The organism is Streptomyces sp. NPDC088747, from assembly GCF_044751025.1.
GTDB lineage: Bacteria > Actinomycetota > Actinomycetes > Streptomycetales > Streptomycetaceae > Streptomyces.
Genome location: NZ_JBIVKZ010000005.1, coordinates 1 through 20,035, shown reverse-complemented (window position 1 = coordinate 20,035; position 20,035 = coordinate 1). Strand labels below are relative to the sequence as shown.

Sequence of the window (20,035 nt, the reverse complement as noted above, 5' to 3'; positions counted from 1 at the left end):
CCACCGGAAAGGCCTCGGACTCACAGGTTGGGCGGTCGCCCCGGCCTCCCTGGCCGCTCAGCCCGTCAGGGAGGACACCTTGGCGACGGTCAGCATCACCAGCAGCACCAACAGGCCTGTGCACACCCCTGCCTGTATCAGCGTGCGGCGCCTGTCACGGGGCGCGTACGCGTACGCCATGGTGACCACGCAGCCCGCGAGCAGGCCGCCGAGGTGGCCCTGCCAGGAGGTGAAGGCGGCCGAGAGCAGCAGCCAGAGCAGCAGGCCCGCCATGAAACGGTTGACGTCGCGCATGTCGGCGCCGAGCCGGCGGGCCATGACGTAGTACGCGGCCCCGAGCCCGAAGATCGCGCCGGAGGCGCCGACCGTGGCCGTGCCGGGCGCGACCAGCAGGACGAGGACGGAGCCGCCGAGCGCGGAAAGGAAGTAGAGGGCGACATAGCGCGAGCGGCCGAGCTGGGACTCCACCACGCGGCCGATGTTCCACAGCGAGACCATGTTCATCACGATGTGGAGAATCCCGAACGTGCCCTCCGTGGGCGGCAGATGGAGGAAGGCTCCGGTCAACAGCCGGTACCACTCCCCGTCCACGACCCCCTCCGGGTGGAAGTCCGAGGGGTAGACGGACTGCCAGACGTAGTGGAGGCCGTCCGGTCCCACCAGCCCCGCGCCCAGCATCTGGAACCGGTCCACGACCGCCGGACGCACCACCTCGGCGAGGTAGGCCAGCACGTTGAGACCGATCAGGACGTACGTGACCACGGGCGTCGTCGAGATCCGGCCACCGAACGCCGTGCGGGCCTCGCGGACGGACCGGGCGCCCTCCTTCACACACTCGGGGCACTGGTGGCTGACGGACGCCTCGCGCATGCAGTCCGGGCAGATGTAACGGTCGCACCGGGTGCAGCGCACATGCGACTCCACCCGCGGATGGCGATAGCAGGTGGTGACGGTGGACTCGGGCTCCACGTCGGCTCCTCGGAAGGGGGGTTGCGGGTGTTGACGGCGGGACGGAAGCCGGTCGGGCCGGGTGAGCCGGTGGGCTGGGAGAGCCGGTGGGGCTGCGGAGGTCCGGTGGGGCCGCGGCGAACAAAATAGCGAACGTGGGTGTGCGGTGGGCCAGGTGGGGGAGGTCAGGGGGCTTCGCGGCGTGGCGCACTTCCGTGGGGTCGTGGTCCGTCGTGCGGTCTCGCGTGCTCTGTCCGGCCGGGGTGACGTAATCTCGGCCTCCGCAATCGCGCGCGACGGGAGCCTCGCATGGCCGGAATCAGCCTGACCAAGGTGGAGGAGACCGCGCCCGCGCTGGTCAGTCTGTACAAGAGCGCGGGGGTGTCCCTCACCAAGCACGGGCTGAGCGGTCGGCGGGCCGCCGTGTACCTGGTCGTCGACTACTCCGGGTCGATGAAGCCGTACTACCAGAACGGCAGTGTGCAGGCCCTCGCCGACCGGGTGCTGGGCCTGTCTGCGCACCTCGACGACGACGGGAGGGTCCCCGTCGTCTTCTTCTCGACCGACATCGACGCCGTCACCGACATCGCCCTCGCCGACCACCAGGGCCGCATCGAGCAGATCGTGTCCGGGCTCGGGCACATGGGGAAGACCAGTTACCACCTCGCCATGGACGCGGTCATCGACCACTACCTCGACAGCGGCTCCAAGGATCCCGCCCTCGTCGTCTTCCAGACCGACGGCGGCCCGATCAACAAGCTCGCCGCGGAACGGTACTTGTGCAAGGCGGCGAAGCTTCCGCTGTTCTGGCAGTTCATCGGGTTCGGGGATCCGAAGAGCAAGCAGTTCGAATTCCTGCGCAAGCTCGACGAGTTGGCGGTGCCGCAGAAGCGGGTCGTGGACAACGCCGGTTTCTTCCACGCCGGTTCGGACCCGCGGAAGGTGTCCGACAGCGAGCTGTACGACCGGATCGTGGGCGAGTTCCCGCAGTGGCTGGCGGCGGCGCGGGCGGAGGGGATCGTGCCGTGACGCGGCTTCTGCCCGCCGCCGAACGCGTGGCGGTGCCCTGGAGGAACGGCGGCGGCGTCACCCGCGAGATCGCGGCCCTGCCCGAGGGCGCGGGCATGGACGAGTTCGACTGGCGGGTGAGCCTCGCCGAGGTCGCCGCCGACGGGCCGTTCTCCGCCTTCCCCGGCGTCGACCGCATCCTGACCCTCGTCGAGGGCGCGGGCATGGACCTCACCGTGGGCGGGGAGCGGCGGCTCGTCGACTCCCGTTACGCACCGGGGGAGTTGCGTGGCGACGTCCCGACCGACTGCCGGCTCCTCGACGGCCCGGTCGTGAACCTCAACGTGATGTGGCGCAGGCACGGCGGCCGTACGTCCCCGACGGTCGCCGTCGTACGCGGTCGGCTCCCGCTTCCCGCCGGGCCCGCCCTGCTCGTCGCCCTCGACGGCCCCGCCGAGGTGGCCGGGCTGACGCTCGGGCCCTACGACGCCGTGCTGTCGTCCGGCAAGGGCGCGGTGCTGCACGCGGTGGGCCGTACCGCGGTGATCGGTCTCGCGCGGTAGCACCGAGCCGCGTCGGACCGGTCTCACCCGCGGGGACCGGCGGCCGTACGGGCGGCGAGGACTTCGGCCCTGCACTCGGCGGGGCTGCCCCAAGCGGTGCGCAGCGCACGGGCCTTGGTGAGCCAGAGGGACAGGTCGTACTCGGCCGTGTAACCGATCGCGCCGTGCGCCTGAAGTGCCATACGGGCAGTGGCGTACGCCGCCTCACCGGCCGTCACCTTGGCCGCCGCGACGTCCGCCGGGTCCATGGAGAGCGCCGCGCCGAAGAGCAGGGGCCGCGCGAACTCCAGGGCGACCTTGGCGTCCGCGAGCCGGTGCTTCACGGCCTGGAACGAGCCGACGGGGACACCGAACTGCGTGCGCCGCTTGACGTACTCCACCGTCCTGTCGAGCAGGGCGAGTCCCACTCCCAACGCCTGGGCGGCCGTCGCGAGCCGGGCCCAGGTGAGGGCCTCGTCGGCGGCGCGCGTCACATGGGGGCCGGTGGCGAGGAGCTCCCCGCCGGGGTGGGGGAGGGAGAGGCGGCGGGCGGGATCCAGGGAGGGACGGAGGGCCGGATCGAGGGATGGGCGGAGGGCGGGATCGGGGGAGGGGTGGCGGGCGGAGGCTTCATCTCCGGCCGTGAGCAGGCTCGTTGAGCTGGTGCCGCTCGCATACGTGCTGGTGCTGGTGCCGGCGCTTCCGTGGACGGGCGGGTGCCGGACCGGCGGAGGCGGTGTCCGCGTCAGACGCAGTTGTGCGGGCGCGGTGGTGTCACGTGGGACGGGGCCGCGCCCTTGGGTGTCACGTGCGTCGGGGCACCGCCCGTGGGTGTCACGTGCGACCGGGCCACGCCCGAGGGTGCCACCTGCGACAGGGCCGCGCACACCGGTGTCACCCGTACCAGTGCCATGGGCGCCGGTGTCACGTGCACCGACGCCCTGCGCGCCTGCGTCACGGGCCCCGGTGTCACATCCACCGATGCCCTGCGCGCCGGTGTCATAGGCGCCAGTGTCAGGGGTGCCGGTGTCGTAGGCGCCGGCCTCACGCGCGCCTGCGTCACAGGCGTCGCCCTCACGCCCGCCGGTGCCGCCCCCGGCCGGGCACCCCTCGTGACCGGCACCGGCGTACGCCACCGTCAGACACACCTCCGCCGCGTCCGCGTCCAGGACGAACGGCCCTCCGCCCGGCAGCGCCACCGTCGCGAGTGCCTCACCCGAGGCGAGCGCCGGCAGGAGTCGCCCCGCGGGGTCCGACTCGCCGAGCCGGGAGAGCAGCGTGGCCGCCGCCACCGTCTCGACCAGTGGGCCCGGGACTCCGTGTCGGCCCAACTCGACGAAAGCGACGGCCAGTTCGACGGGCAGCGGGCCGACACCCTCGTACGCCTCCGGTATCGCCGTCGCGAAGACGCCCGTGTCGGCGAGGCGGGACCACAGGGCGCGGCCCGGCGCGTGATCGCCCGCGGCCCAGCTCCGGATGACGGCCGGGGTGTCCGCCGCGGTCAGCAGCGCGTTCAGGGAGTGGGCGAAGGCACGCTGCTCGGGGTCGAGGAGGAAGCGCATCAGCGGCGGCCCTTCGGGAGGCCGAGGAGACGCTCGGCGATGATGTCGCGCTGGATCTCGTTGGTGCCCGCGTAGAGAGGTCCGGCGAGGGAGAAGACATAGCCCTCGGACCAGTCGGTGTCCGCCAACTCGCCTTCAGGGCCCAGGAGATCGAGCGCCGTCTCGTGCAGCGCGATGTCGTACTCGGACCAGAAGACCTTGTTGAGGCTGGACTCGGGGCCGATCGGCTCTCCGGCGGCGGACCGGGAGGCGCCCGCGTAGGCGAAGAGCTGGTAGGCGCGGGCGCCGATCATCGCGTCGGCCACCCGGTCGCGCAGGGCCGTGTCCGCGGGGTCGGCGCGGGTGCGCCACAGGTCGACCAGCCGGTCGGCGGCGGCGAGGAAGCGGCCCGGTGAACGCAGCGTCAGACCGCGTTCGTTGCCCGCTGTCGACATGGCGATCGGCCAGCCCTGGCCCGGCTTGCCGATCACGTCCGCGTCGGGGACGAAGACGGAGTCGAGGAAGAGCTCGGCGAAGGCGGGTCTGCCGTCCAGGCGGCCGATCGGACGGACCGTCACGCCCGGTGCCCGCAGGTCGAACATCAGGTAGGTGAGGCCCTGATGGCGCTTCGGAGTGTCCGGATCGCTGCGGAAGAGGCCGAACGCGCGGTCCGCGAAGGCCGCCCGCGACGACCAGGTCTTCTGGCCGCTCAGCAGCCAGCCACCCTCCGTGCGCACCGCGCGGGAGGTGAGCGAGGCCAGGTCGGAACCCGCCTCCGGTTCGGACCACGCCTGCGCCCAGACGGTCCCGCCCGTGGCCATCGACGGCAGCACGCGCGCGCGTTGCTCCGCCGTCCCGTGTTCGAGAAGGGTGGGGGCGAGCAGGTTGATGCCGTTCTGGCCGACCCGGCCCGGCGCGCCCGCCGCGTAGTACTCCTCCTCGAACACCAGCCACCGCACGATGTCCACGCCCCGGCCGCCGTACTCCGTCGGCCACGACACCACCGACCAGCGGTCCGCGGCGAGTTCGGCCTCCCACGCGCGGTGGGTGGCGAAGCCCTCCTCGGTCTCCAGTGAGGGGAGGGCGGGGCACGGCACGTGGGCGGCGAGCCAGTCGCGGGCCTCGGCGCGGAAGGCCTCGTCGGCGGGGGAGTGGGCGAGATCCATGGGCAGCACCCTTCGGGGGAACCCTGCGGCGGCAACCTTCCCTAACAAGTGTTTGGTAGGTTAGCGTGGGGCCATGAACGACGTCGAGAGTCCGGCGTACGTCTCCGGGCACGGGCTCCTGAAGGGGCGCACCGCCGTCATCACCGCGGCGGCGGGCGCAGGCATCGGCGGGGCCACGGCGCGCAGGTTCCTGGAGGAGGGGGCCCGCGTGCTGCTCAGCGACGCGCACGCGCGGCGGCTCAAGGAGAGCGCCGAAGCCCTGGCCGGTGAGTTCGGCGCCGGGAGCGTCACCGCGCTGCCCTGCGACGTCACCGACGAGGACCAGGTCCAGGCCCTCTTCGGCGCGGCTCTGGAGCGGCACGGCGGCCTGGACATAGTCGTCAACAACGCCGGTCTCGGCGGCACGTCGGAGCTCGTCGACATGACCGACGAACAGTGGTCGCGGGTGCTCGACGTGACCCTGGGCGGCACCTTCCGCTGCACCCGGGCCGCACTGCGGCTGCTCAGGGAGCGCGGCGGCGGCGGTGTGATCGTCAACAACGCCTCCGTCGTCGGCTGGCGCGCCCAGGCCGGGCAGGCGCACTACGCCGCCGCGAAGGCGGGGGTCATGGCGCTCACCCGGTGCGCGGCGATCGAGGCCGCGGCGTACGGGGTACGCGTCAACGCCGTGTCCCCGAGCCTCGCCATGCACCCCCACCTGGTGAAGGTGACCACGCCCGAACTGCTCGACGAGCTGACGGCACGCGAGGCGTACGGGCGGTACGCCGAGCCCTGGGAGGTGGCCAACGTGATCGTGTTCCTGGCGTCCGGCTACTCCTCGTACCTCACCGGGGAAGTCGTCTCCGTCAGCAGCCAGCATGCGTAGGACCGGGGGCCGTATGACCACAATGGCCCCGTGCCTACCAAGAAGAAGCCCCCGGTGAGCGCCTCGCCCGAGCGGCGCCGCGAACTGCTCGACACGGCCGCCGAGGTCTTCGCCGAGCAGGGCTACAACGCCACCACCGTCCGCACGATCGCCGACCAGGCCGGAATGCTCGCGGGCAGTCTCTACTACCACTTCGACTCCAAGGAATCGATGCTGGAGGAGATCCTGCGGACCTTCCTCGACGAGCTCTGGGGCGGCTACGACACCGTCCTCGACGCCGAACTGGGCCCCAGGGAAACCCTGGAGGCACTGGTCACCGAGTCCTTCCGGGAGATCGACCGGCACCGCGCCGCCGTCGCGATCTACCAGAAGGAGTCCAGACAGCTCGCCGCGCAGCAGCGTTTCGCCTTCCTCACCGAGTCGCAGCGCAACTTCGAGAAGGCGTGGCTGAGCACGCTGGAGCGCGGTGTCGCCGCGGAGGTCTTCCGGGCCGACCTCGACATCCGGCTCACCTACCGGTTCGTGCGCGACACGGTGTGGGTCGCCGCGTCCTGGTACCGGCCCGGCGGGCACCACAGCCCTGAGGAGATCGCCCGGCAGTACCTGTCGATGGTCCTGGACGGCATCTCCGTACGCGAACAGCCCCCGTTCCGCCAGCCCATGTCCGGTTGTCCCTGAGGGAGTTGCCATGGCCGAGGCCTACATCGTCGAAGCGGTCCGTACGCCCGTCGGACGGCGCGGGGGAGGTCTCGGCGGCGTCCACCCGGCCGACCTCGGCGCGCATGTCCTCAAGGCCCTGGTCGAGCGGTCGGGTGTGGATCCGGCCGCCGTCGAGGACGTCGTCTTCGGCTGCCTCGACGCGGTCGGGCCGCAGGCGGGGGACATCGCGCGCACCGCCTGGCTTGCGGCCGGGCTGCCCGAGGAGGTGCCGGGCGTCACCGTCGACCGGCAGTGCGGCTCCTCCCAGCAGGCCGTGCACTTCGCCGCCCAGGGCGTCCTGTCCGGCACCCAGGACCTGGTGGTCGCGGGCGGCGTGCAGAACATGAGCCAGATACCCATCGCCTTCGCCTCCCGCCAGGCCACCGAACCGCTCGGCCTCACCCAGGGCCCCTTCGCGGGCAGCGAGGGCTGGCGGGCGCGCTACGGCGACCGGCCCGTCAACCAGTTCCACGGCGCCGAGCTGATCGCCGCCAAGTGGGGGATCAGCCGCCGCGACCAGGAGGAGTTCGCCCTCCGTTCCCACCGGCGGGCGGTCCGCGCCATCGACGAGGGCCGCTTCGCCCGCGAGAGCGTCGCGCTCGGCGAGGTCACGGTCGACGAGGGGCCGCGCCGGGACACCTCCCTGGAGAAGATGGCGGGCCTGAGCCCCGTCATCGACGGCGGTACGGTCACCGCGGCCTGCTCCTCCCAGGTCTCCGACGGCGCCGCCGCGATGCTGCTGGCCTCCGAACGGGCCGTACGGGAACACGGCCTGACCCCCCGCGCCCGCGTCCACCACCTCTCCGTGCGCGGCGAGGATCCCATCCGGATGCTGACGGCCCCCATCCCGGCCACCGCGCACGCCCTCAAGAAGACCGGCATGTCCATCGGCGACATCGACCTCGTCGAGATCAACGAAGCCTTCGCCCCCGTCGTCCTCGCCTGGCTCAAGGAGACCGGCGCCGACCCGGCCAGGGTCAACGTCAACGGCGGCGCGATCGCCCTCGGCCACCCGCTGGGCGCCACCGGTGTGCGGCTGATGACGACCCTGCTGCACGAACTGGAGCGCACCGGGGGGCGGTTCGGGCTCCAGACCATGTGCGAGGGGGGCGGCCAGGCGAACGTGACGATCATCGAGCGGCTCTGAGCGCCTCCAGACCCTTCAGCGTCTCCTCGGCCTCGGTCATGATCCGCTCCACCAGCTCCGCGCACGACGGCAGGTCGTCGATCACCCCGGCGACCTGCCCCGAGGCCATCACCCCCACGTCCGTGCGGCCGTCGACCATCGCGGACCTGAGCAGCATCGGGGTGTTCGCGGCGAGCAGGACCTGGCTCCAGGACAGGTCCTTGCCGTGCTTCATGGCGAGGCCGTCGCGGATCATCGCGGGCCAGGAGAGACCGGACATCCTCCGGAAGCCCGCCGCCCGGCGGACGGCCTGCGCGAGAGCCCTCGTACGGCCCGCCCTCTCCAGGGAGTCGACGAGGTCCGTGCGCAGCATGCGGTGCGGGAGGCCGTCGACCGCGGTGGTGACCGTGACGTCCCTGACCGTCGCCGCCAGGTACTTCGCCTTCACCGCGGCGGGCACCGTCGAGTCGGACGTCAGCAGGAAACGCGTGCCCATGGCGACCCCCGCCGCGCCGAACGCCAGCGCGGCCACCAGCCCCCGCCCGTCGTGGAAGCCGCCCGCCGCCACGACCGGTATGCCGACCGCGTCCACCACCTGCGGCAGCAGGACCGTCGTCGCCACCTCGCCGGTGTGTCCGCCGCCCTCGCCGCCCTGCACGATCACCGCGTCCGCACCCCAGGCGGCCACCTTCTCGGCGTGCCGGCGCGCCCCGACGGACGGGATGACGACCACACCCGCGTCCTTCAGCTCCTCGATCAGCTCCCGGGAGGGGGCGAGCGCGAAGGACGCCACCCGCACGCCTTCGTCGACGATGATCCGCACCCTGTCGCCCGCGTCCCTGGCGTCGGCCCGCAGGTTCACCCCGAACGGGGCGTCCGTGCGGGACCTGACCTCCCTTACGGCGCCCCGCAGTTGGTCGAGGGTCATCGTCGCGGAGGCCAGGATGCCCAGCGCGCCCGCGTCGGCCGCCGCGGACACCAGGCGGGGGCCCGCCACCCAGCCCATGCCGGTCTGCACGACCGGGTGGCGGACACCGACGAGCCGCGTGAGAGCGGTGTTCATCAGCGCCCGCCCGTCCTTGCGGCGCCGGGCACCTCGCGGTCCCGGGTGCCCTTCGGGTCGATGACCTCCCGGATCAACTCCAGCTCCTCCCGGGTCGGTTCACGCGTGCGGTCCACCTCGTCGCCGACGCTCAGCTCGAAGCCCGTCGCCTCCCTGACCCGCTGCACGGTGACGCCCGGGTGCAGGGAGGCGAGACGCATCGAGTGGTCGGGGGTGGCGAAGTCGAAGACGCCGAGGTCGGTCACCACACGTGGGACGCGGTGGAACCGGGTGGCGCTCGGGCCCGCGGCGGCGGCACGGTCGTACCCCACTCCGCACACCATGTCGACCTGCTCGACGAACACCCGCGTGGAATGCTTCGGGATCCAGTAACTGGTCGGGTTGTTCAGGGTGTTGACGGGTGCGCCGCGCACGCCGAGGAGCTGGCGGCTGGGTCTGGCCCAGTCGCCGACGCACGAGATGTTCTGGTTGCCGAAGCGGTCGATCTGGCTCGCGCCCATCATCACGTGACGTCGGCCGCCGGTCACCATCGTCAGATGCCGGCGGTAGGGAAGCCAGCCCTCCGGTGTCCCGTCGAGCCCGACGAGCATCGCCTCACCGTCGGTCAGCAGCAGGTCGGGGGAGAAGGTGCGCTTGGCGAGGCGGGCGCCGATGGACGGGATCAGGCCCATGGGGCTGGCGAGCACCTCGCCGTCGTCCCGCCAGGCCTCGGCGCACGCGATCACGCAGTACTCGGCCGGGGTCGCACTCATCGGTCCTGCTCCTTCCGCCAGGCCTGGACGGCGCTCTGATAGGCGTGCTCGTCGCCGTGGAGGAACCGCTCGGCGAACTCGGCGTACGGGGTCGTCGCGTACAGCTTCTGGAATGCCTCGTCACGTCCGTGGTCCGGGGCGCAGGACGTGAAGTGCGCGCCGTTCGGCGCCTCCACAACACCCGTGACGCTCGACCGGGTGAGCAGCAGGGTCTGCGGTGCGGCCTCCTTGGTCAGCTCCGCCGTGTCGACGATCCGCTCGCAGGAGACGTACGCGGCGTCGGCCGCCTCGCAGAACAGGTCGTCGAAGTACGGATCCGGGCCCAGATACTGGCCGTTGCCCAGCCGGTCCGCGCGGTTCATGTGGACCAGGGCCGCGTCCAGCCGCAGGGCGGGCATGGCGACGAACTCCTCAGTGATGCCGGTGACCTCGTCGGCGTACGGCGAAGTGATCTTCCGCAGCCCGGGGTTGACCCGCATCACGTCCGAGCCGAGCCCTGCGCGCACCGGCAGGAAGGGCAGCCGGTTCGCGGCGGCGCGCAGTCCCCACATGAACATCGCCTCGTCGACCTCCATCAGTTCGAAGGCCCCTCTCTCACGCGCCGCGCGGTAGTGCGGTTCGAGCGGGATCGAGTCGAGGGTCGCGAACGCGGTGACCAGCTTCCGTATCCGTCCGGCGGCGGCCAGCAGGCCCACGTCCGGGCCGCCGTACGAGACGACGGTGAGATCGGTGATCTGGGACCGGAGCACCGCTCTCACCAGGGCCATCGGTTTGCGGCGCGAGCCCCAGCCGCCGATGCCGAGGGTCATCCCGCTCTCCAGCCGGCCCACGGCTTCCTGGGCCGACATGGTCTTGTCGCTCACTGGGTGGCCTCCTTGCCGAAGGTGCCGCGGACGCGGTCGGCCACCCCGCTGAGGCCGGCCTCGTAGGTGAAGCCCTGCTCGAAGCGGTAGCTGCGGCGTACGTCGACGGGATCGATGCCGTTGATCGCGGCCTTGGCGAGCCGCAGGAGACGGCCGTCCTTCGCGGCGATCTCGCGGGCCAGCTCCAGGGCCGCCGCGGACAGTCCGGCGCGCGGCACGACCTGCCACACCGAGCCGTGCGCGTGCAGCTCGGCGGCGGTCACGGTGCGCGAGGTGTAGTACAGGACACGCATCAGGTGCTGCGGCACCAGGCGCGCCAGATGGGTGGCCGCGCCGAGCGCCCCGCGGTCCAGCTCGGGCAGCCCGAAGACCGCGTCCTCGCTCGCCACGATCGCGTCCGCGTTGCCGACGAGGCCTATCCCGCCGCCCAGACAGAAGCCCTGGACGGCCGCGACCACCGGGACCTCGCACTCGTAGACCGCGGCGAATGCCTCGAAGCAGCCTCTGTTCGCGCCGATGAGCACGTCTCGGCCCGTGGTGTCCCGCTGTATCTCCTTGATGTCCACGCCCGCGTTGAAACCGCGGCCCTCGGCGGCCAGCACGACACAGCGGGTCCCGGGATCGCGGCCCGCCGCGCGGACGGCGTCGGCCAGGTCGAACCAGCCCCGCACCGGCAGCGCGTTCACCGGCGGGAAGTCGGCCGTGACGACGGCGATCCCCTTTTCCGGGTTCGAGACGGAGACACCCATGGGCACATCAGCTACCTTCGGCTATCTTTCCACCAAACGTTTGTTAGGTGAGATTTCGAAGCTAGCAGCGAACGCAGCCCAGCGGGAGGGCCTGTGGACAACGTGGATCTCGGCGGCAGGACCGTCGTCGTCACGGGCGGTACCCGCGGGGTCGGGGCCGGGATCGCGCGGGCCTTCGCGCGGGCGGGCGCCGAGGTGCTGGTCTGCGCGCGCAGACCACCCGAAGTGCCGCTCCCGGGCGCCGGGTTCACGGCCGTGGACCTGCGCGACCCGTCCGCCGTCCGCGACTTCTTCGCCGCCCTGCCGCGCCTCGACGTACTGGTGAACAACGTGGGCGGCGCGCCCTACCGGCCCCTCGCCGAGGCGGAGGCCGAACGCCACGCGCGGGTGATCGAGCTCAACCTCACCGTGCCGCTGACCGCCTCCATCGCCGCGTACGGGCATCTCCGCGAGGCCAGGGGCTCGGTCGTGATGATCGGCAGCGTGAGCGGGGGACGCCCGTCGCCCGGGACGGCGGCGTACGGGGCGGCCAAGGCGGGGCTGGAGAGCCTGGCGCGTTCGATGGCCGTCGAGTGGGCCCCCGACATCCGCGTCAACACCCTCGTCGTCGGCATGGTCCGCACCGAACGCGCGCACCTGCACTACGGGGACGAGGACGCCGTGGCCGCTGTCGCCAGGACCGTGCCGCTCGGCCGCCTCGCCGAGCCCTCCGACATCGGCCGGGCCGCCGTCTTCCTCGCCTCGGACGCCGCCGCGTACATCAGCGGGGCGAGTCTGCTGGTCCATGGCGGGGGCGAGCGGCCCGCCTTCCTCGACGCCGCGACCGCCAACAAGGAGAGCTGAGATGAGCGGACCGTTGCTGTGCGAGGGGCGCGTCGTCGCCATCACCGGCGCGGGGCGCGGGCTCGGCCGGGCGCACGCGCTCGCGTACGCCGCCGAGGGCGCCCAAGTCGTCGTCAACGACCTCGGCGTCGGTCTGGACGGTACACCCGGCCCCGGATCTCCCGCCGCCCAGGTCGTCGACGAGATCCGTTCGGCGGGCGGTACGGCGGTGGCCCACGGCGGCGACATCGCGACCACCGAGGGCGCCGCCTCCCTCGTCCGCACCGCCCTGGAGACGTACGGGCGTCTCGACACCCTCGTCAACAACGCCGGGTTCCTGCGGGACCGGATGCTGGTCAATCTCGACGAGGACGACTGGGACGCCGTGACGCGGGTCCATCTGAAGGGGCACTTCCTGCCGTTGAAGCACGCGGCGGCGTACTGGCGGGCCGAGGCCAAGGCCGGGCGGCGGCCCGCGGCGCGGGTCGTGAACACCAGTAGCGGGGCCGGGCTGTTGGGGTCTGTCGGGCAGGGGAACTACAGCGCGGCCAAGGCCGGGATCATCGGGCTGACGTTGGTCGCCGCGGCCGAGCTCGGGCGGTACGGGGTCCAGGTGAACGCGATCGCGCCGGCCGCGCGGACTCGGATGACCGAGGGGGCGTTCGCGGAGGCGATGGCTGTGCCCGACGGTGGGGGTGGGGGCGGGGGTGTCTTCGACGCGATGGCGCCGGGGAACGTGTCGCCGCTGGTGGTGTGGCTGGGGTCCGTGGCGAGTGCCGGGGTCACCGGGCGGGTTTTCGAGGCCGAGGGTGGGCGGATCACCGTGATGGAGGGGTGGCGGGCGGGGCCCGGCGTGGACGGGGCCTCCCGGTGGACTCCGGCCGGGGCCGGGGACGCCGTGTTGGCGTTGTTGGCTCGGGCGGAGGTTCCTGGGGCGGTGTACGGGGTGTAATGACCTGCGGTTTATCGCCCCCTCCGCCCCTTCCCGTCCCGTTCCTGGGGCTGCGCCCCCAGACCCCCGCTGTCGCGCTGACGCGCTCGTCCTCAATCGCCGGACGGGCTAGAGATAGCCCCTCCGGCGTTTGAGGAGCGGGGGTTCGGGGGCGGAGCCCCCGAGTACGGGACGGGTAGGGGCGGAGGGGGCGAAAGAATCCCCCAGCTCCGCCCCGCTCAGGAACCCGTCCCGCTCAGGAACCCGTCCCGCTCAAAGCCGCTTCCAGCAGGGCGGCTATCTCCGCGTGGCCCGTCTGCTGGTCGTTGCCGGCGAGCGGGTTGCCCTCGGGGTCGAGGAGTTGGACCTCGACGATGTCGCCGCCGTCCCGTGGATAGCGGTGGGTGACGAAGTCGCGGTCGGGGCCGTAGGCCTGCTCAAGGCCCGCGCGGAGTTCGGCCTCCACGTCGAGGACCAGCCAACGGCGCGCCTCCGCGAGGGACTCGGACCGGGCGCGCGCCCCGTGGGCGAGGAGAGCGCGTACGCAACCGGGGGACCCCCGGCGGGCGGCCGCCACCAGCGGAGGCTCGCCGGTCGGACCGGGACGGTCGGGATCGGCCCCGCCCGCCAGGAGGGCCTCGGTGACGGCGACATGGCCGCACCGCAACGCCCACGCGAGCGCCGTGAACCCGAACCCCTCCACCGTGTCGGGACCCGCCCCGGCCGCGAGCAGGGCCCGTACGACCTCGGTGTGCCCGCCGCACGCGGCCCCGCACAGCGGAGCGTCGGAGCCCGAGCTGAGCCGGTCGGGCGCGGCGCCGGCCGCCAACAGCAGTCGTACGATGTCGGGTTGGTCGCTCACCGCCGCCAGGTACAGCGCCGTCTGGCCGTCCTCGTCCACGGACTCCGGATCCGCCCCGGAGCGCAACAGCCCTACCACCGCGTCCTCGTCACTCTCGTACACAGCGGTGAAGAGAAGCTCCGTGGAGTCGTTCGTGCTCATCCTTCGACCCTCGCTCCCGAAGGCCGCGTAAGCAAAGGCTTTTGGGGTGTTCTGGCTCACCCCACCCGCCACTCAGGTGTCGCACTCCAGCACCGTCCGGCACAGCGCGCAGCGGGCCCGGACCCGGCCGCGTACCGGCACCCGGATCCGCTGGTGGCAGGTCGGGCACGGGAACGACACCCGCAGCGGACCGGGGCCGTCGGGGGTGAAGGTGTAGGGGACGCCGGGCGGCGGGCCGGCAGCGGGGTGGTCGGTGGCGTAGCGGCGGTCCTTGGCGTAGCGGCGGCGGCCCGTCCAGCCGGCGGCGGTCAGCGGCGGCTGCTGCTCGTCACGGCGGGCCTGCGCCATGCCCTTGTTGTACGCCGTGTAGGCCTGCGGGCTGGTGAACCAGATCGAGGGGTCCTCGCCGAAGACCAGGGCGCGCTTGGCCAGGACGTACCCGAACTCCTCCGGCGTCAGATAGCCGAGCTTCTGCGAGGAGTCCGCGTCCTCGCGGTAGGCGTCGAGAAGGAGCCAGCCCGCGCCGAGGTAGGCCGCCGCGGTGTCCGTGAGGATCTCGGTGTCTCTGGTGCCGGGGAAGGCGAGGTCCAGGCGGTGCAGGTACACGTGCATGACCTCGTGGGCGAGGGCGGCACCGATGTCGCGGCGATGGGTACGAAACCGGTCGTTGAGTTCGATGAAGTACTCGGGGCCCGCGGCGAGTTCGACGTTCGCCGCGTGCGTCATCTCGCGGAAGCCGATGATCATCCGGGCGTCCGGCAGCCGGTAGTGCAGCACCATCTCGCGGGCCACGCGCTGGGCGCCCAGATGAAGGTCGTCGAGGTCGCTGAAGGCCACGTCGGCGGGGGCCACGCTGGTCGAGAAGGTGTGGACGGTGTCGTAGGAGAGCCGTTTGTAGAGCGCGGTGATCGAGGCCCGCACCGTGTCGAGGTGTGGGTAGCCGTGCTCGACGGGTCCGCCGTTCGCCACGTCCGCACCCCCTGAAGGCGACTGCCTTCCACTGTAGGCCGGGGTTCCGGCGGACGACGCGGCCCGGACGGGGGCGGGGAAGCGGAGGTGGCCGGAATGAGGCCCTTGCCGGGGTCGCGGGGCGCTCTCCATAATCCGCAACAGCTTGGCAGGAACATGCCATGCCTTTCGGGTCGGCAGGCGCTACCGGCGCCGCGGCCCAGTGCTGTGCGTGACGTGCGGCTCCCCGCCGCGCGTTCAACCCCCCACGAAGGGAAGCACGTTGAAGTTTCTGAAGAAATTCACCGGAGTCAAGAGAGCGCTCGCCATCGGCGCCGTCCTCCTCGCGGCCGTCTCCCTCCAGCCGCTGTCCAGCGCACAGGCCGCGCCCTCGCCCGTCGTCGGCGGAACCCGGGCCGCGCAGGGTGAGTTCCCGTTCATGGTCCGGCTCTCCATGGGCTGCGGCGGCGCGCTCTACACCCAGCAGATCGTGCTCACCGCCGCGCACTGCGTGAACGGCACCGGCGCCAACACCAGCATCACCGCCACCGCCGGTGTCGTCGACCTCCAGTCCACCAGCGGCCGGGTCCAGGTCAGGTCCACCTACGTCTACCGCGCCCCCGGCTACAACGGCAACGGCAAGGACTGGGCGCTCATCAAGCTCGCCTCGCCCATCACCACCCAGTCCACCCTGAAGATCGCCACGACCACGCAGTACAACACCGGCACCTTCACCGTCGCCGGCTGGGGCTCGGCCAGCGAGGGCGGCGCCCAGCAGCGCTACATGCTGAAGGCGACCGTGCCCTTCGTCAGTGACGCCACCTGTCGCTCGTACAGTGGCTACAGCGGTCTGGTCGCCGGTGACGAGATCTGCGCCGGTTACGCGGCGGGCGGCGTCGACACCTGCCAGGGCGACTCCGGCGGCCCGATGTTCCGCCGGGACAGCGCGAACGCCTGGATCCAGGTCGGCATCGTCAGCTGGGGCATCGGCTGCGCGCGGGCCAACGCTCCCGGTGTCTACTCCGAGGTCTCGACGTTCGCATCGGCCATAGCGAGCGCCGCGGCGACTCTCTGACCTTCGTCTGCCCTTCGTCTGACCTTCGGCGGATCCCCGGTTCCTGAGCTCCACGCCGGCCCGTGGGCGTCCGTGACCCGTTCGGTGTCGCGGACGTCCTGGGCGCGGGCGCCGGTCCGGCGTCCGCGGGGCCGGCGCTGGGGCTGGGGCTGGGACCAGGAGAAGGGGAGCGGGGGCGCCCCTTACGCTTGGCTCCCATGAGCACCAGCAACACCAACGAGACGGCCGACGGCGCGAGCGGCCAGGTCGACCCGGCCGTCCGGGCCGAACTGGCGCGGCTGCGCGACAGCATCGACAACATCGACGCCGCCGTCGTCCACATGCTCGCCGAGCGCTTCAAGTGCACCCAGCAGGTGGGTCACCTGAAGGCCGCCTACCAGCTGCCGCCCGCCGACCCGGCCCGCGAGGCGCACCAGATCGCCCGGCTGCGCCGCCTCGCCGAGAACGCCAAGCTGGATCCGGCCTTCGCCGAAAAATTGCTCAATTTCATCATCGCCGAGGTCATCCGCCACCACGAGCGCATCGCGGACGGCGTCGAGGGCCCCACGGCGGCCATGGGGGAGTGACACCGGGCGGGTCGACCGTGCATCCTGCGCTGAGCACTCTGCGTCGCGTTCGTTTCGAGCACTCCTTGTCAACCACGGACACACCCTGTGTGTCCGTACGGGCATAAGCTGGTATGTCCAAACGAGGGGACGTCGGGCCATGCCTTCGGATGCCAGGATCCTCATCGTCGACGACCACGAGGACACGCTGTACGCCCTGGAGAGCGCCCTGGCCCCGCTGGGATACCTGCTGTCCCGGGCCACCAGCGGCGACGACGCCCTCAAGGAAGTCCTGCGCGGCCAGGTCGGGCTGCTCGTCCTGGACGTACGGATGCCCGGCGTCAGCGGCCTCGACGTCGTGCGCTACCTGCGCCGCCTGGAGCAGACCCAGCACATCCCCGTCCTCCTCGTCACGGGCTTCGGATCCGACGCCGAACTGACCTCCGCCGCCTTCGGCCTCGGCGTCGCCGACCTCGTCATGAAGCCCATCGACCCCTGGACACTGCGCACCAAGGTCCGCTACCTGTACGACAGCCACCAGCGCTACCAGAGCCTGGAACGCGAGGTGCGCGAACTGCGCGCCCTGGTCAAGGAACACATCCCGGACGTCACCCTCCCCCGCGAGGACACCCGCGTCCCCGTCCAGCGCGACGCCCACCACGGGGAGCCGAAGCAGGACCGAGCCCCCGTCGGCGAGCAGCCACGCAAACAGTGACGGAACCCCGCGAGGACAAATGGGGTACGGCGGACCGCCTCTGTGCGCTGTCGCCCTCATCAGGCAGCATGTCCCCCATGTCCGTACTGACGCGCGACGAAGCGCAGACCCGTGCCAAGCTCCTCGACGTCCACCACTACGGGATCGCACTCGACCTGACGGGCGGGGACGACACCTTCGACTCCCGGACCGTCATCCGGTTCACCGCCCGCGCCGACGCGGACACCTTCGTCGAGCTGAAGCCCGCCGAGCTGCGCTCCGTCACCCTCGACGGGCAGCCCCTCGCCCCCGAGACCCTCGACGAGAACCGGCTGCCGCTCAAGGGCCTGACCGCCGGCGAGCACGAGCTGCGCGTCGACGCCGCCATGCGCTACTCCCGCACCGGCGAGGGCATGCACCGCTTCACCGACCCCACCGACGGCGAGACCTACCTCTACACCCAGCTCTTCATGGAGGACGTCCAGCGCGTCTTCGCCGCCTTCGACCAGCCCGACCTGAAGGCCGTCTTCGAGCTGTCCGTCACCGCGCCCGAAGGCTGGACCGTCCTCGCCAACGGCGTCACCGAACACCTCGGCGACGGACGCTGGGAGGCCGCCGCGACCCCGCTGATCTCCACCTACCTGGTCGCCGTCGCCGCGGGCCCCTGGCACTCCGTACGCACCGAGCACCGCGGCCTGCCCTTCGGCATCCACTGCCGCCGCTCGCTGGCCCCCTCCCTGGACGCCGACGCCGACGAGATCCTCGACATCACCCGGGCCTGCTTCGACCGCTACCACGAGAAGTTCGACGAGCCCTACCCCTTCGACTCCTACGACCAGGCGTTCGTCCCCGAGTTCAACGCCGGAGCCATGGAGAACCCCGGACTCGTCACCTTCCGCGACGAGTTCATCTACCGCTCCGCCGTCACCGACACCGAGCGCCAGACCCGCGCCATGGTCATCGCCCACGAGATGGCCCACATGTGGTTCGGCGACCTCGTCACCCTGCGCTGGTGGGACGACATCTGGCTGAACGAGTCCTTCGCCGAGTACATGGGCTACCAGACCCTCACCGAGGCGACCCGATTCACCGAGACCTGGACCGACTTCGGCGTCAGCCGCAAGCCCTGGGGCTACGACGCCGACCAGCGCCCCTCCACCCACCCCGTCGCCCCCGACCCGGCCGCCGTCCCCGACACCGCGTCCGCCATGCTCAACTTCGACGGCATCTCCTACGCCAAGGGCGCCTCCGCCCTGCGCCAACTCGTCGCCTGGCTCGGCGAGAAGGACTTCCTCGCCGGGATCAACACCCACTTCGCCCGGCACAGGTTCGGCAACGCCACCCTCGCCGACTTCATCGACTCCCTCGCCGGAGCGACCGAGCGCGACGTGCACGCCTGGGCCGACGCCTGGCTGCGCACCACCGGCGTCGACACCCTCACCACCACCGTCACCGAGAACAGCCCCGGCTGGTCGCTCACCGTCGACCGCGACGGCAGCCGCCCGCACCGCGTCGAGGTCGGCCTCTACGACCGTGAACCCACCGACGGCCGCGCCCTCGTCCTGCGCGAACGCGTCAACCTCGAACTCCCCATGGGCCAAGCGGCCCAGGACTTCCCCGGCCACCGCCCCGCCCTGATCGTCCCCAACGAGGCGGACCTGACCTACGCCAAGATCCGTCTCGACGAGGCCTCGCTGGAGACCGTCCTGCGCGGCCTCTCCGCGATTCCCGACGGTCTCACCCGCGCGGTCGTCTGGAACACCCTGCGCGACATGGCCCGCGACGGTGAACTCGCCCCCGGCGACTACCTGGAGACCGCCGCCGCCCACCTGCCCGAGGAGACCGACCTCGCCCTCGTCCAGGGCGTCCTGTCCTTCGCCGCCGCCCAGGTCGCCGACCGCTACGTCCGTCCCGAGGACCGGCCCGCCGCCCTCGCCACCCTCAGCTCCCTGTGCCGGGACCTCATCCGCCGCACCGAGGACGGGTCCCACCCCGGTCTGCGCCTCACCGCCGTACGCCACTTCATCGACGTCGCCGCCCATCCCGACACCATCAGCGCCTGGTTCTCCGAGGGCACCGTGCCCGGCGGTCCCGAGCTCGACCCCGAGCTGCGGTGGCGGATCCTGGCCCGGCTGGCCGTTCTCGGCGCGATCGACGACGCCGTCATCGAGGCCGAACTCGTGCAGGATCCCAGTGCCACCGGGCAGGAAGGGGCCGCCCGTTGTCGTGCGGCGCTGCCCGATCCGCAGGCCAAGCGGGCGGCGTGGGAGTCGATGTTCGCCACCGACGACCTCTCCAACTACCTCTTCACCGCCACCGCCCAGGGATTCTGGCAGCCCGAACAGGGCGATCTCGTCCGCGAGTACGTCGAGCGGTACTGGCCCGACTCCGTCGCCCTGGCCACGCGGCGTGGGCCCGCGATCGCCGAGGCCGCCGGGCGCTGGGCGTTCCCCGTCTACGCCGTCACGTCCGACACCCTCGCGCTCGGCGAGGCCTGTCTCCGCGACGCCGAGCCGATCCCGGCGCTGCGGCGCAAGCTCGCCGATCAACTGGATGACCTTGCGCGGGCGTTGAGGGTGCGGGAGGCGTAACCGGTTTTCTCGCCCCCTCCGCCCCTTCCCGTCCCGTTCCTGGGGGCTGCCGCCCCCAGACCCCCGCATCGCGCTGACGCGCTCGTCCTCAATCGCCGGACGGG

Annotated in this window: 19 protein-coding genes and 2 pseudogenes; 11 read left to right on the top strand and 10 right to left on the bottom strand. The window is 72.0% G+C overall.

Annotated elements, in window-relative coordinates; translation table 11 throughout:
• Window positions 1-57: 57 nt before the first annotated feature.
• Entirely contained in the window at window positions 58-969 is a 912-nt protein-coding gene (locus tag ACIP79_RS13485) for a rhomboid family intramembrane serine protease (RefSeq protein ID WP_401222781.1), read from the bottom strand.
• A gap of 288 nt (window positions 970-1,257) precedes the next feature.
• On the opposite strand from ACIP79_RS13485, the gene ACIP79_RS13480 reads away from it, so the two are divergent.
• Complete coding sequence (locus tag ACIP79_RS13480; RefSeq protein WP_401222779.1) at window positions 1,258-1,977, top strand: vWA domain-containing protein; 720 nt, start codon at window positions 1,258-1,260, stop codon at window positions 1,975-1,977.
• On the top strand, window positions 1,974-2,519 hold the full coding sequence (locus ACIP79_RS13475) for a HutD family protein (RefSeq protein WP_401222778.1): 546 nt from the start codon (window positions 1,974-1,976) through the stop codon (window positions 2,517-2,519). The genes ACIP79_RS13480 and ACIP79_RS13475 overlap by 4 nt, the downstream gene beginning before the upstream one ends.
• A gap of 23 nt (window positions 2,520-2,542) precedes the next feature.
• Here the strand turns inward: ACIP79_RS13475 and ACIP79_RS13470 are convergent.
• The 3 genes and pseudogenes from ACIP79_RS13470 to ACIP79_RS13460 form a co-directional block, all read right to left on the bottom strand.
• Window positions 2,543-3,070, bottom strand: a pseudogene (locus ACIP79_RS13470) (acyl-CoA dehydrogenase family protein); the annotation flags it as partial.
• 699 nt (window positions 3,071-3,769) lie between these two features.
• Window positions 3,770-4,060 (bottom strand): annotated as a pseudogene (locus ACIP79_RS13465) (acyl-CoA dehydrogenase family protein); the annotation flags it as partial.
• On the bottom strand, window positions 4,060-5,205 hold the full coding sequence (locus tag ACIP79_RS13460; protein ID WP_401222777.1) for an acyl-CoA dehydrogenase family protein: 1,146 nt from the start codon (window positions 5,203-5,205) through the stop codon (window positions 4,060-4,062). The gene ACIP79_RS13460 and the pseudogene ACIP79_RS13465, both read right to left, overlap by 1 nt.
• A 73-nt stretch (window positions 5,206-5,278) precedes the next feature.
• On the opposite strand from ACIP79_RS13460, the gene ACIP79_RS13455 reads away from it, so the two are divergent.
• From ACIP79_RS13455 to ACIP79_RS13445, 3 genes are read left to right on the top strand one after another with little or no spacing between them, the layout of a single operon-like run.
• Entirely contained in the window at window positions 5,279-6,070 is a 792-nt protein-coding gene (locus ACIP79_RS13455; protein WP_401222775.1) for an SDR family oxidoreductase, read from the top strand.
• 30 nt (window positions 6,071-6,100) lie between these two features.
• Window positions 6,101-6,748 (top strand): TetR/AcrR family transcriptional regulator, encoded by a 648-nt coding sequence (locus ACIP79_RS13450; protein ID WP_383684534.1) that lies wholly within the window; start codon window positions 6,101-6,103, stop codon window positions 6,746-6,748.
• 10 nt (window positions 6,749-6,758) lie between these two features.
• Entirely contained in the window at window positions 6,759-7,916 is a 1,158-nt protein-coding gene (locus tag ACIP79_RS13445) for an acetyl-CoA C-acetyltransferase (RefSeq protein WP_401222774.1), read from the top strand.
• Here ACIP79_RS13445 and ACIP79_RS13440 read toward each other — a convergent pair.
• The 4 genes from ACIP79_RS13440 to ACIP79_RS13425 are packed head-to-tail and all read right to left on the bottom strand — an operon-like array spanning window position 7,900 to window position 11,322.
• Window positions 7,900-8,958, bottom strand: coding sequence for an NAD(P)H-dependent flavin oxidoreductase (locus ACIP79_RS13440; protein ID WP_401222772.1), 1,059 nt, complete (start codon window positions 8,956-8,958; stop codon window positions 7,900-7,902). The two genes, ACIP79_RS13445 and ACIP79_RS13440, sit on opposite strands and share 17 nt — an antisense overlap.
• Complete coding sequence (locus tag ACIP79_RS13435) at window positions 8,958-9,710, bottom strand: CoA-transferase subunit beta (protein WP_401222770.1); 753 nt, start codon at window positions 9,708-9,710, stop codon at window positions 8,958-8,960. Before ACIP79_RS13435 ends, ACIP79_RS13440 begins: the two co-directional genes overlap by 1 nt.
• Window positions 9,707-10,573 (bottom strand): CoA transferase subunit A, encoded by an 867-nt coding sequence (locus tag ACIP79_RS13430; RefSeq protein WP_401222768.1) that lies wholly within the window; start codon window positions 10,571-10,573, stop codon window positions 9,707-9,709. Before ACIP79_RS13430 ends, ACIP79_RS13435 begins: the two co-directional genes overlap by 4 nt.
• Entirely contained in the window at window positions 10,570-11,322 is a 753-nt protein-coding gene (locus ACIP79_RS13425) for an enoyl-CoA hydratase family protein (protein ID WP_401222766.1), read from the bottom strand. The genes ACIP79_RS13430 and ACIP79_RS13425 overlap by 4 nt, the downstream gene beginning before the upstream one ends.
• Before the next feature lie 102 nt (window positions 11,323-11,424).
• On the opposite strand from ACIP79_RS13425, the gene ACIP79_RS13420 reads away from it, so the two are divergent.
• Both ACIP79_RS13420 and ACIP79_RS13415 read left to right on the top strand, forming a co-directional pair.
• Window positions 11,425-12,165 (top strand): SDR family oxidoreductase, encoded by a 741-nt coding sequence (locus tag ACIP79_RS13420; RefSeq protein WP_401223405.1) that lies wholly within the window; start codon window positions 11,425-11,427, stop codon window positions 12,163-12,165.
• Between the two features lies 1 nt (window position 12,166).
• Entirely contained in the window at window positions 12,167-13,096 is a 930-nt protein-coding gene (locus ACIP79_RS13415) for an SDR family oxidoreductase (RefSeq protein WP_401222765.1), read from the top strand.
• Between the two features lie 235 nt (window positions 13,097-13,331).
• Here ACIP79_RS13415 and ACIP79_RS13410 read toward each other — a convergent pair whose 3' ends face one another.
• Together ACIP79_RS13410 and ACIP79_RS13405 are read right to left on the bottom strand one after the other, a co-directional pair.
• Complete coding sequence (locus ACIP79_RS13410; protein ID WP_401222763.1) at window positions 13,332-14,078, bottom strand: ankyrin repeat domain-containing protein; 747 nt, start codon at window positions 14,076-14,078, stop codon at window positions 13,332-13,334.
• A 72-nt stretch (window positions 14,079-14,150) separates the two neighbouring features.
• Entirely contained in the window at window positions 14,151-15,047 is an 897-nt protein-coding gene (locus ACIP79_RS13405; RefSeq protein WP_401222762.1) for a hypothetical protein, read from the bottom strand.
• Between the two features lie 271 nt (window positions 15,048-15,318).
• On the opposite strand from ACIP79_RS13405, the gene ACIP79_RS13400 reads away from it, so the two are divergent.
• The 4 genes from ACIP79_RS13400 (at window position 15,319) to pepN (ending at window position 19,931) form a co-directional block, all read left to right on the top strand.
• On the top strand, window positions 15,319-16,101 hold the full coding sequence (locus ACIP79_RS13400; protein ID WP_401223403.1) for a S1 family peptidase: 783 nt from the start codon (window positions 15,319-15,321) through the stop codon (window positions 16,099-16,101).
• 197 nt (window positions 16,102-16,298) lie between these two features.
• Window positions 16,299-16,667, top strand: a complete 369-nt coding sequence (locus ACIP79_RS13395) for a chorismate mutase (protein ID WP_401222760.1) — start codon at window positions 16,299-16,301, stop codon at window positions 16,665-16,667.
• A 139-nt stretch (window positions 16,668-16,806) separates the two neighbouring features.
• A complete protein-coding gene (locus ACIP79_RS13390; RefSeq protein ID WP_401222758.1) occupies window positions 16,807-17,361 on the top strand; it encodes a two-component system response regulator in 555 nt (184 codons plus the stop codon).
• 68 nt (window positions 17,362-17,429) lie between these two features.
• Complete coding sequence (gene pepN / locus ACIP79_RS13385; protein ID WP_401222756.1) at window positions 17,430-19,931, top strand: aminopeptidase N; 2,502 nt, start codon at window positions 17,430-17,432, stop codon at window positions 19,929-19,931.
• The last annotated feature ends 104 nt before the right edge of the window (window positions 19,932-20,035 follow it).

Bases quoted from the DNA above. Each gene is read 5' to 3' on its own strand.
- ACIP79_RS13415 (WP_401222765.1), top strand. From the start codon at position 12,167: ATGAGCGGACCGTTGCTGTGCGAGGGGCGCGTCGTCGCCATCACCGGC.
- ACIP79_RS13440 (WP_401222772.1), bottom strand. From the start codon at position 8,958: ATGAACACCGCTCTCACGCGGCTCGTCGGTGTCCGCCACCCGGTCGTG.
- ACIP79_RS13410 (WP_401222763.1), bottom strand. From the start codon at position 14,078: ATGAGCACGAACGACTCCACGGAGCTTCTCTTCACCGCTGTGTACGAG.
- ACIP79_RS13455 (WP_401222775.1), top strand. From the start codon at position 5,279: ATGAACGACGTCGAGAGTCCGGCGTACGTCTCCGGGCACGGGCTCCTG.
- pepN (WP_401222756.1), top strand. From the start codon at position 17,430: ATGTCCCCCATGTCCGTACTGACGCGCGACGAAGCGCAGACCCGTGCC.
- ACIP79_RS13445 (WP_401222774.1), top strand. From the start codon at position 6,759: ATGGCCGAGGCCTACATCGTCGAAGCGGTCCGTACGCCCGTCGGACGG.
- ACIP79_RS13460 (WP_401222777.1), bottom strand. From the start codon at position 5,205: ATGGATCTCGCCCACTCCCCCGCCGACGAGGCCTTCCGCGCCGAGGCC.
- ACIP79_RS13435 (WP_401222770.1), bottom strand. From the start codon at position 9,710: ATGAGTGCGACCCCGGCCGAGTACTGCGTGATCGCGTGCGCCGAGGCC.
- ACIP79_RS13390 (WP_401222758.1), top strand. From the start codon at position 16,807: ATGCCTTCGGATGCCAGGATCCTCATCGTCGACGACCACGAGGACACG.
- ACIP79_RS13425 (WP_401222766.1), bottom strand. From the start codon at position 11,322: ATGGGTGTCTCCGTCTCGAACCCGGAAAAGGGGATCGCCGTCGTCACG.
- ACIP79_RS13480 (WP_401222779.1), top strand. From the start codon at position 1,258: ATGGCCGGAATCAGCCTGACCAAGGTGGAGGAGACCGCGCCCGCGCTG.
- ACIP79_RS13395 (WP_401222760.1), top strand. From the start codon at position 16,299: ATGAGCACCAGCAACACCAACGAGACGGCCGACGGCGCGAGCGGCCAG.